We start from the raw sequence: 10647 nt of genomic DNA, 5'->3' as shown, positions 1-10647 counted from the left end.
CCGTCGACGGCCTCCGTTCAGCGGATGATGGCGACCCGGGGAAGGTCGAGCAGTTCCGCGGAGATTTCGTGACCCTCGCTCCGCAAACGGCTCATGTTCACGACGATTTTCAGCTTGTTGTCCGACAGCCCCACCAGGATCGACACCATCCCGCGCTTCATGACCTCGGGCGAGCTCGTGATGGTGAGGACCTTGTTGCGAAGGCAGAAGCTTTCGACGCCCCGGGCGCCGGAGACGGACCCGATGTAGCAGACGTCCGTGCTCGCGGGGTCGAGCCGGTCGACCGGGAGCTGGGAGACGCGGAACCGCCGGGAGAGCCCGGACCGGTCGATCTCCCGCCGGAAGGCTTCCGCGATCGCCCGGGCGCCCCCGGCCCCGTCCCCCCCGTCCACGATGGCAATGACCCCCGGCGATTTTCCCTTGAGGGTCTTGACGTAGGAGAAGATCTTGGTGAAGGTGATGGCCTGGATGTCGGGGGACGTCTCCTCCTGGGCCCGCACCGGGAGTGTCAGGCAGATCAGGCAGGGCAGGAGGAGGCCGAGGGATCTCATGTCAGTGCTTCCAGTCGAATCGCCAGCCGAGCTTGAGCACCAGTTCCCGGGAGGGGCCGGGCAGCGGGGGGTGACTGGCCTGGTAGGGCTGAATGTAGGCGTAACCGGACCCGAGCAGGTTGTACACCCCGACCCCGAGGTCCAACCCTTCCGCGAAGCAGTTTTCCCGAAGGAGGTAGACATTCCAGAGCGCACGGACCGGGAAGGTGTCCGGGACCAGGGTCCCGGTCCCGTCCGAACGGTAGCCGTGACGCTCTCCCAGGACCGCGAGCGTGGTGTTCAGCGAGAAACCCCGCCCCAGCAGGAACGTCCCCGAGACGGTGAACTTGTGGTTCGGGAAGGCCAGCAGGGCCCTCTCGTCACCGGGCACCTCGTACGGCGGGGCGTCGTTTTCCGAGACCCGGTACCAGGAGTAGCCGAGGTGGAGGTCAAGCCTTTCCCGCTTCCACCGAAGGTCGGCTTCGACACCCCACGTGGTGGTCCGGCCGAGGTTGAGGTAGGTGGACTCCTGGGTCTCGGCCTCGTTGACGTAGACGATGTTGTCGCGCAGGGTCTGGTAGAAGAGGTTCCCCGTCAGGTAGACGTCCCGGGCCGGGCGCCAGCCGAACTCGATTTCGAAGGAGTAGGCTTTCTCGGGGCGGATGTCGGGGTTGTAGTCGATGTTGGCGATGGTGGGCGCCCGAAACGCCTTGGCGAACAGCACCTTGACGTGCCAGCGCTCGCCGGTGCGGGTCGCGGCGAAGCGGGGGACCGCGGAGTTGCCGAACTGGCTGTGGTGCTCGAAGCGGATTCCGCCGGTGAAGTCCGCCAGCGCCGTGTGGAGGGTCCCCTGGGCGAAGAAGGCCCCGTTGGAGTAGTCCACGGTGCGCAGGCCCCCGTTGAAGAGGCTCACAAGCTCGTCGGGCCCGAAGATGCGGGCGAAGTCGTGGCGGTACTCCGCGCCGGCGAGGATGGAAAGGTCCTTCGACGCCTCGTACTCGAGGGTCAGCCGGCCCAGGCGGCGATCCGTCCAGAGGTCGAAGTAGAGGTTGTTGACGATCGCCGCCTCGTTGGTCCCGTTGAAGGCCGCCTGGCTCTTGAACTGGACGGAGGGCGTCAGCTTCAGGCGCTCGGTCGGGCGCCACTCGTAGCGGGCTTCCACGAGATAGGAGGGAAAATCGTTGGGGATCGGTTCCGGGTGATTCAGCCCCCAGCCGTCCCGGGCCTCGGTGAGGTAGCGGTCCATCACGAAGCGGAAGGCCAGCCCCTTGAAGGAGGCCCCGATGTTCACCATGCCGGGGCACTTGGCGGTGGAGGAGCCCAGGTTGATGGTGTTCCCCTCGCTGTCGGTGTAGTCGCGGTCGCTCACGCGGCCCTGGCCGAAGAACGCGGCAGCGTCCAGCCGGAGGTCCCCCTTCCGGTACCCGGCGACGAGGCCCGCGTCGCGCCGGCCGTACGTGTCGCCGAAGGTCCCGTACGTGCCGTGGACGTAAGCCCCCTCGAGGGCCGCGGCGCCCTTCGTGACGATGTTGACGACCGCCAGCTCCGCGTTCCCGCCGTACATCACCGAGCCCGGGCCGCGGATGATCTCGATGCGGTGGACCTGGTCCGCGGGAAAGTGGTTTCCGAAGGGGACGATGCCGTAGAAGGACTCGTTGAGTTCCAGCCCGTCGAGCAGCACGAGGATCTTGCCCTCCAGGCCCCAGTTGCCGCGAAAGCCCAGCCCGATCACCGCGTGAACGTCCAGGCCGAACTCGAAGCCCTGGACCAGGCGGAGGACGTCCAGAAGGTCGCGGGCGCCCGAGCGTCGGATCTCGTCGGCCGTCACCACGGAAACGATGCCGGAGGACTCGCGGGCAGTCTGCGCCTTGTTCGACGTCACCCGGATCTCGGTCTCCAGAAGGTCCGCCAGGGACATTCCCCGGATCCGCTCCAGCTCCTCCTCGGGGGTCCCGCCCCTGTCCTGGCCGACGGCGGCCCCGACGAGCAGGGGCAGGAGCACCCAGAGAAGACCGCCAGGGATGATCGCCCGGATCTTCATGGTTGTCCTCCCGCGCCGTCACACGGCGTCCGGCGCCCTGAACCCGAAAGACTCCGCGAACCGGCTGATGAACGCCCGGACCATGAGGGGGTCGAACTGGCTCCCGCTGCAGCGGAGCAACTCCCGGAAGGCCCTGTCGGGGCTCAGGCCGTGCCGGTAGGGACGGTCGCTGGTCATGGCGTCGAAGGTGTCGGCCACCGAGACGACCCGGGCGAGAAGGGGGATTTTCTCCCCCGCCAGGCCGTCGGGGTACCCGTTGCCGTCGAAGTGCTCGTGGTGGTGCCGGATGCCGGGGACCAGCCGGCGGAGTTCCCGGATGTTGGCGAGGATCTCGCTCCCGATGGCGGAGTGGGTCTTCATGGTCTCGTACTCCTCGGCCGTCAACCGGTCGGGCTTGAGGAGGATCAGGTCGCTGACGCCGATCTTCCCCACGTCGTGGAGGACGGCCACCAGCTCGAGGTCGTTGAGCTGGCCGTAGTCGAGCCCGATGACGTCGCCGACGCCGAGGGCGTACTCCATGACCCGCTGGGTGTGGCCGCCCGTGTAGGTGTCCCGCCGCTCGATGGTCTCGGCCAGGGTCCGCACGGTGCTGTAGAAGGTCTCCCGCAGCCGCGTGTAGAGGTTGGCGTTCTCGAAGGCCACCGCCACCTCGGAGGCGAGGGTCTGAAGGATGTTCAGGTGCCGGGCCGAGTAGGCCACCGGCGACTCGCTGCTGATGTTGATGACCCCGACCACCCGGTTCTTCGCCCGGAGCGGGACGCAGAGGAGCGAGTGGATGGCGGGGCCGCCCGGCACGTAGCGGGGGTCGCTGCGGACGTCGTTGATGATCTCCCCGCGCCCGCCCTGCAGCACTTTCCAGACGATCCCCGATCCCTCGGAGAAGCTCACCGGGACCGCGGCCTTGGTCCCGTACGCCCCGATGATCTCGAAGCGGCCGGAATCCTCGTTCAGCAGCATGATGGACCCGTTGTCGCCGACGATCAGCCGCTGCGCCTTCTCGATGACGATCCTCCCGAGCTCGCGCAACTCGAGGGAGGAGTTCGCCATGATCTCCGAGATTTCGCTCAGGAAGGCGATCTCCCGGTACTGCTCCAGCGTCTCGGAGGCCAGGTCCCGGGTTTCCGCCTCCCGGTCCAGGATGAACCGAATGACCCGGGCGATCGGTTCGGCCATCGCCCCGGCACTCACGTGACCGACGGTTTCACCCTGGTGGCATATCTCCGCGCGGGAATCCGAGGGCCCCTCGGGGTCCCCGAACACGATCGCCCCCCCGGCCGTCCGGACCGACGCCCGGGTCCCGAGAGAGACGACGAAATCCTGCAGAAACCCCCGCGTTTCGGGTCGGTTCAGGGCTTTCTTGAGTAATTTCCCGCTCATTGGACGATTTAAGCATTTGGGCCTTTCAATGTCAAGTGCGCCACGGCACTTTCGGGCACTTGCCGGGCCGCCAGGGCCCGGCAGGGCGCGTGGGCGGCAACCCGCCGGGGACCCCTCGAACCCGTTGCATTTGCCGCGGGGGTGCGCTATCATGGCGGAATTCGCGCCGACGGCCGACCGGGGCCGTCAACCGCGGAATCCACCAGGGACGGTCCTCGACATGCAACTGGACGAAATCAGGAAAACATTGGAAGAGAGCCACAAGCGCATCCAGGATATCCGGGGGTATCTTTGACGTCGAACGCTGCGCGGCCGACGTGGAATGCCTCGAGGGCGAAGCGGCGGACCCCGCCTTCTGGAACGACCAGGAAAAGGCCCAGGACGTCCTCAAGAAGATCCGCCGGCTGAAAAACAACATCAAGCTGGTGCAGGACCTCCGGGGGTCGGCGGATGACCTCGGCGCCCTCCTGGAACTGGCCGACGAAGGAGAGGACGTCGCCGCCGACATCGCGGAGCAGGCGACCCGCCTCGCCGCCACCCTCCAGGAGGCGGAGATCCGGACGATCCTTTCCGGCGAAAACGACATGCGCAACGCCTTCATGACCATCCACCCGGGCGCGGGCGGCACCGAGAGCCAGGACTGGTCCCAGATGCTCATGCGCATGTACCTGCGCTACTGCGAGCGAAAGGGGTACAACACCCAGATGGTGGACCTCCAGCCGGGGGAGGAGGCGGGGATCAAGTCCGTCACCTTCCTGGTGGAGGGGGACTACGCCTTCGGTTTCCTGAAGGCGGAGAGCGGCGTGCACCGCCTGGTGCGCATCTCCCCCTTCGACGCCAACGCCCGGCGCCACACCTCGTTCTCGTCCGTGTACGTCTCCCCCGAGATCAGCGACGAGGTGGAGGTGGAGATCGACGAGAAGGACATCCGCGTGGACACCTTCTGTTCGTCCGGCCCCGGCGGCCAGGGGGTGAACACCACCTACTCGGCGGTGCGCATCACCCACCTGCCCACGGGGATCGTGGTGCAGTGCCAGAACGAGCGGAGCCAGATCCGGAACAAGGACATGTGCATGAAGGTCCTCCGGGCCCGCCTGTACGAGATCGAGATGGAGAAGAAGAAGGCCGAGCTGGAGGCCGCCGGCGGGACCAAGAAGGACATCGCCTGGGGGAGCCAGATCCGTTCCTACGTGCTGCAGCCCTACCAGATGGTGAAGGACCACCGGACCAAGTTCGAGATGGGCAACGTGAACGCGGTTCTGGACGGCGACCTGGACGACTTCATCAAGGCCTACCTCGTCGCGTTCCGGGAAACTTCCTGACCAACCACGAAATACACGAAATACACGAAATACACGAAAAAGCAGGGGATCAGTGCGTTCTGGATGGGTGGGTAAAACTCTGCCCTTCCCGGACGGGGGCTGATCGCGATGAAAAACCGAGCGTATTCGGTTCTTCAGCGAAAGCACATCAAATCGTTTCCATGGAATTACTGAATTCTTTCCGGGCCCGCGGTCTTTGTTCGTGTATTTCGTGTATTTCGTGGTTAGAATAGCCATGAGGATATGCGGTTACAGGAGGTGGGGATGGGGAACGAGACGTCGCCGGTCCACTTTGTGTGTACTCATGATGAAGCACGGGTGCTGGTGAAGAACGCCTCGGGTTTCTGGGTGTCCAACTGCGGCTGCCGGGAGCGCAAGGGTTCCTGCGCGCGCTCGCGGATGGACGTCTGCCTGATGCTCGAGGACACGGAGCCCACGGGGTCGGGCAAGCGCCCCCTGGCGCGGCCGGAAGCGGAGAAGCTCCTCGCGGAGGCCGAGGCGGCCGGCCTGGTGGCGCGCCCCTTCCGCAACGCCGCCGGCGCCGCCGCCGGGGTCTGCTTCTGCTGCGACGACTGCTGCGCCTATTTCCTGGACCGCAGCGAGGCATGCGACAAGGGCGCGATGATCTCGGTCACCGACCCCGACGTCTGCACCCACTGCGGCAACTGCGTCCCGGCCTGCCGCTTCGGCGCCCGGACGATCGAGGACGACCGTCTGGCGTTCGACGCGGGCGCCTGCTACGGCTGCGGGCTCTGCGTGGAGGAATGCCCCCTGGAGTGCATCGAGATGCAGCCGAGGTAAATCTTCACCTTGAATCCGTGGCGGATTCAAGGTGAAGATTTTCGAGGAGGCCCGACGGGCCCCGCCAGGCCATTCATCAGCCGGCGATGTTGACGCCCATGGCGATGCGGAACTTCCGGCCGTTCCGTTCCAGGAAGGCCAGGAAAAATCGGGAGGTGATACGGATCGCTTCCGTCGGCATGCGCCTTCTTCAAACGTTGCCGCTCGGACGGGCTAAAGATCATTCTCCGCCGTGTCTCAGGGTGAGACCAGCCGTTATCCGGTCACCGGGTCGCCAGGACGGTGAGGCTGGACGCGATGCCGGTCAAATCCTCCGCAACGCCCTGCGTCACGGGGTCCGACAGGCTGTAGCCACCGGTGTACAGGACTTCCTTCAGCACGCGGACCTCGGCGAACCCCGCCCCCCGGACGGCTTCCAGGTACGCCTCACGCCGCAGCGCCCCGGCGATGCAGGCCGCGTAGAGGCTGGCGTTCTCCCGGACCGTTGAAGGCAGTTCCCGGTTGAGCACGATGTCGCTGACCACCATCCGGCCCCCCGGCCGCAAGACCCGGTGCACCTCGCGGAACACTTTCGGCTTGTCGGGCGACAGGTTGATGACGCAGTTGGAGATGACCACGTCCACCGAGCCGTCCTCCACCGGGAGGTCCTCGATGTACCCCTTGCGGAACTCCACGTTGTCGTAACCCTCCCGGGCGGCGAACTTCACCGCGTTCAACCGGGCCAGGCCCAGCATGTCGTCGGTCATGTCCACGCCGATGACTTTTCCCTGGGGACCGGTCTGCCGCGCGGCGATGAAAACGTCCCGGCCGGCTCCGGAACCGAGGTCCACCACCGTGTCGCCGGGCCGGATCTGGTCGAACGCGGCCGGGTCCCCGCAGGACAGGCCCAGGTCGGCCTCGGGCACCGGCTGGGCCGCGGCCCCGGAGCACCCGCAGGCGGCCGGGCCGCAGCAGCCGTTTTGCTTCCGCGCGACCGTCCCGTAAGCTTCCTTCACCATGTCACGGATGTCACTGTCTGCCATAAGTCACCTCTTTTTCGATCGGCACGCAAAAAGTCGGGATGCGGTTGAAAACGGGTTCGCACACCCTCTGTTTTCACCGTTGACCGAAGACCGGTGCGACGTTTGCGCGGTCGTCTTCGCGAGCGCTTCCCCCTTCATCGGGAGGCGCACCTGAAATACCGGCTCCGGATCCCGAAGGCCACGTTCACCAGGCCGATCATGACCGGCACCTCCACCAGCGGCCCGATGACCGCGGCGAAGGCCTCGCCGGAGTTGATCCCGAACACCGCCACCGCCACGGCGATGGCCAGCTCGAAGTTGTTGGAGGCCGCCGTGAAGGACAACGTGGTGGACTGCCCGTAATCCGCCCCCGCCTTCGCGCTCAGGAAGAACGACACCAGGAACATGACGACGAAGTAGACCAGGAGCGGGATGGCGATCCGCACCACGTCCATCGGCAGCTTGACGATGAACTCCCCCTTCAGGCTGAACATGACGACGATGGTGAACAGCAGCGCCACCAGGGTGATCGGGCTGATGACCGGCACGAATTTCGCGTGGTACCACGCCTTCCCCTTGAGCTTCACCAGCACCAGGCGGGTGAACATCCCGGCCAGGAAGGGGATCCCCAGGTAGATGAAGACGCTCTCGGCGATCTGCCCGATGGAGATGGCCACCACTGTTCCTTTCAGCCCCACCAGCGGCAACCCGACGGTGATGAAGAGCCAGGCGTAGACCGAGAAGAAGAGCACCTGGAAGATGGAGTTGAAGGCCACCAGGCCGGCGGCGTACTCCCGGTCGCCCTCCGCCAGGTCGTTCCAGACGATCACCATGGCGATGCAGCGGGCCAGGCCGATGAGGATCAGGCCCACCATGTACTCGTGCTTGTCCGCCAGGAACGCCACCGCCAGGCCGAACATCAGGATCGGCCCGATGACCCAGTTCTGGACCAGGGAGAGCAGCAGCACCTTCCAGTTCCGGAACACCCGCCCCAGCTCCTCGTAGCGGACCTTGGCCAGGGGCGGGTACATCATCAGGATCAGCCCGATGGCAATCGGGATGTTGGTGGTCCCGGAGCTGAACTGGTTCCAGAAATTCTTCACCCCGGGCCAGGCGGCGCCCATGCCGACGCCGACGGCCATGGCCAGGAAGATCCAGATCGTCAGGAACCGGTCGAGAAACGAGAGGCGACGTGAAACGTGATCGGTCATGATCAACCCTCCTGGATAAACCGAACAGATTCAAATTCAAGACCCTCGACGAAAGCCCGGATGTCGTCGCGCACCCGGCGGTAGGCGGCGAGGGCCTCCTCCTCTGACCCGGCGGACCGCGCCAGGGACGGGGGGTCGTCGAAGCCGGCGTGCAGGCGCCGCGCTCTCCCGGGGAAGACGGGGCAGGTCTCGGCCGCGTGGGAGCAAACGGTGACCACCAGGTCGAACGGGATGTCCCGGACGGCCTCCACGGTTTTCGACGCCTGCCCCGAGATGTCGACGCCCGCTTCGGCCATGACCCGCGTGGCGAGCGGGTCGAGCCCCTTCGCCACGATTCCCGCGGAGTGCGGTTCGATCATGTCTCCACGCAGGTGCCGCGCCCACCCCTCCGCCATCTGGCTGCGGCAGGAGTTCCCCGTGCACAGGAACAGAACTTTTCGCGTTACCGACATCCGTTCACCTGTATTCCTTCACGATTTGATCCATCGCAGCACGACCGCGAAGCCCACCCCATCGTTTTTTTCAGGGAAGTTTTGTCAGCACGCGCCCCCGTTCGTGTCTTTCGTGTGGTTCGTGGTTCATTCCCTGTTTTCACGGGGTGGGTCCTCCTCCGCCTCCGCCTTCGGCGCCACCGCGGAGCCTTCCTTCCGCGGTTTCTTCGGCTTCAGCTTGCAGCCGCAGCCGCCAACCAGTTCGTAGTCCGGGTCCCTGGCCAGGGGCAAGCCGTCCTGGGCCCAGGCCACCACGCCGCCCACGAGGACCGCCACCTCTCGCCAGCCGTTGGCCATGAGAAAACGGGCCACCTCGGGGCTCTTGGTCCCCACGTTGTCGACCACCACCAGCGGCTCCCCCGCGGGGAGGAGGGTGAAGCCCTCCCGGTAGGCCCGGTACGGCAGGTTGAAGAGGGCCGGGACGTCGAAGACCCGGTAGTTGGTCTCGAAGTCGGGCCGGATGTCCACGAAGACCGCGCCCCGCAGGGCGGCCTCGTGGGCCTCCCGCGGGGAAAGCGGCACGGGGGCGCCATCGGCGTGATCGGCTTGAGGGAAGAACTCACTCATGGAATCGCTCCGGATCACTTCCGGTTCGCGACGAAGCGTGAGAAAGCCTCGTCCACCTTCTGCCCGAAGTCCGCCTCCGGCTCGTTCACCCACTCCCAGACCTCGTCCACCAAACGGGAACGCTTGACCTTGCCCCCTTCCTCGCAGACGAACACCAGGGCGGACGCCGTCAGGCCGAACTCCTTGCGAAAGTGTTCGTTCTCGGGCAGGTCGATGTTCACCGCTTTCCATGCCAGAACACCACGCCTGAACATGTCGGCCTCGTTCGCCCGGAGGCTCTCGGCCGAGAGCTTCTCGATCTTCAGGCAGGTGGGGCACCGCAGCTTGCCGTGGAAATAGTAGGCCGTGTACCGGTTCCCCGGCGTCTTCCTCGCGGTCGCAGCGGGATTCCCGGCCATCACGGCCGAGAGGGCCAGGATCATTATCATTGGGATCGACAGAACACGAGATCGCATCTTCATTCCTCCTTCATTCCGGATCGAATTTGAACCACGGATGAGCAGGGATGGACACGGATGACAGAAGGGGGCGGGTCGTCCGGGAGGATGACCCGGCCGGCCTCCCGCTCGATTCCATCCGTGTTCATCCGTGTTCATCCGTGGTTTCCCGTTTACGCGATGTGGATCATGTAGACGCCCCCCGCCAGGACGAGGACGCCGCAGACGCGCCGGACGACCAGGGTCCCCTTCGATCTCTCGTTCCACCTCAGGTAGCGCTCCACCACCCCGGTGAAGGTCCCCGCCGCCACGATCACCGCGCAGTGCCCGACGCCGTAGGCGGCCAGCAGCAGCGCGGCGTACGCCGGGTTGTCGGCCCCCACCTTGAAGCTGACGGCCAGGACCGGCGCCATGAAGGCGAAGGTGCAGGGCCCCAGGGCGATGCCGAAGACCAGGCCCAGGAGGAAGGCGGCCAGCAGCCCCCGTCGTTTGAGCCCCACCTGGCCCGGGCCCGAGAAGGGCATCGGGACGATGTCCAGCAGGTGGAGGCCCACCAGCAGGAAAACCCCCGCCACCAGGTAGTTGCCCCACGCCCCCACCTGGCCCATGAGGCGCCCCATGGCCGCGGTGACGGCCCCGATGGCGGCGATGGTGGCGAGGATCCCCAGGCTGAAGAGGGAGGCGATGCCGAAGGCCCGCCGAAGGGTCAACTCCCCCTGCTCGCTGATGAAGCCGACGATCAGGGGGATGCTGGAGAGGTGGCACGGGCTCAGGACGATGCTGAGGACGCCCCAGACCAGCGCGGCGGTCAGGGCCATGGGGGCCGACCCCTCCACGGCCCGGGTCAACGCGGTGAACAGTTCTTCCAT

The 10647-nt window shown here is 66.0% G+C and carries 11 protein-coding genes; 2 read left to right on the top strand and 9 right to left on the bottom strand.

Annotated elements, in window-relative coordinates; translation table 11 throughout:
* Positions 1 to 17 precede the first annotated feature (17 nt).
* The 3 genes from KA419_05245 to KA419_05235 are packed head-to-tail and all read right to left on the bottom strand — an operon-like array spanning position 18 to position 3744.
* Positions 18 to 551, bottom strand: a complete 534-nt coding sequence (locus KA419_05245; GenBank protein MBP7865337.1) for a DUF4154 domain-containing protein — start codon at positions 549 to 551, stop codon at positions 18 to 20.
* Position 552: 1 nt separating this feature from the next.
* Positions 553 to 2571: a TonB-dependent receptor plug domain-containing protein gene (locus tag KA419_05240; protein ID MBP7865336.1), complete on the bottom strand. Its 2019-nt coding sequence runs from the start codon at positions 2569 to 2571 to the stop codon at positions 553 to 555.
* 18 nt (positions 2572 to 2589) lie between these two features.
* Positions 2590 to 3744: a GAF domain-containing protein gene (locus KA419_05235; protein ID MBP7865335.1), complete on the bottom strand. Its 1155-nt coding sequence runs from the start codon at positions 3742 to 3744 to the stop codon at positions 2590 to 2592.
* Positions 3745 to 4168: 424 nt separating this feature from the next.
* On the opposite strand from KA419_05235, the gene prfB reads away from it, so the two are divergent.
* Both prfB and KA419_05225 read left to right on the top strand, forming a co-directional pair.
* Positions 4169 to 5270 (top strand): peptide chain release factor 2 gene (prfB, locus tag KA419_05230; GenBank protein MBP7865334.1). Its coding sequence is split into 2 segments (ribosomal slippage): positions 4169 to 4228 and positions 4230 to 5270, totalling 1101 coding nucleotides; the frame shifts between segments, so codons are not numbered across the junction.
* A 264-nt stretch (positions 5271 to 5534) separates the two neighbouring features.
* Positions 5535 to 6071, top strand: coding sequence for a 4Fe-4S binding protein (locus tag KA419_05225; GenBank protein ID MBP7865333.1), 537 nt, complete (start codon positions 5535 to 5537; stop codon positions 6069 to 6071).
* 263 nt (positions 6072 to 6334) lie between these two features.
* Here KA419_05225 and arsM read toward each other — a convergent pair whose 3' ends face one another.
* From arsM to KA419_05195, 6 genes are all read right to left on the bottom strand, one after another.
* Complete coding sequence (gene arsM, locus KA419_05220) at positions 6335 to 7093, bottom strand: arsenite methyltransferase (GenBank protein ID MBP7865332.1); 759 nt, start codon at positions 7091 to 7093, stop codon at positions 6335 to 6337.
* Between the two features lie 134 nt (positions 7094 to 7227).
* Positions 7228 to 8283 (bottom strand): ACR3 family arsenite efflux transporter, encoded by a 1056-nt coding sequence (arsB, locus tag KA419_05215; GenBank protein ID MBP7865331.1) that lies wholly within the window; start codon positions 8281 to 8283, stop codon positions 7228 to 7230.
* A 2-nt stretch (positions 8284 to 8285) separates the two neighbouring features.
* Entirely contained in the window at positions 8286 to 8735 is a 450-nt protein-coding gene (locus KA419_05210; protein ID MBP7865330.1) for an arsenate reductase ArsC, read from the bottom strand.
* Positions 8736 to 8861: 126 nt separating this feature from the next.
* The gene (locus KA419_05205) at positions 8862 to 9341 is read right to left on the bottom strand and encodes a rhodanese-like domain-containing protein (GenBank protein ID MBP7865329.1); all 480 of its coding nucleotides are present in this window, start codon (positions 9339 to 9341) and stop codon (positions 8862 to 8864) included.
* Positions 9342 to 9355: 14 nt separating this feature from the next.
* Entirely contained in the window at positions 9356 to 9796 is a 441-nt protein-coding gene (locus KA419_05200; GenBank protein ID MBP7865328.1) for a hypothetical protein, read from the bottom strand.
* 155 nt (positions 9797 to 9951) lie between these two features.
* Positions 9952 to 10647, bottom strand: a complete 696-nt coding sequence (locus KA419_05195) for a cytochrome C biogenesis protein (GenBank protein ID MBP7865327.1) — start codon at positions 10645 to 10647, stop codon at positions 9952 to 9954.

The organism is Acidobacteriota bacterium, from assembly GCA_018001935.1.
Classification (GTDB): domain Bacteria; phylum Acidobacteriota; class JAAYUB01; order JAAYUB01; family JAAYUB01; genus JAGNHB01.
The sequence above is the reverse complement of the archived record's forward strand: the minus strand, read 5'-3'. Positions and strand labels throughout refer to the sequence as shown.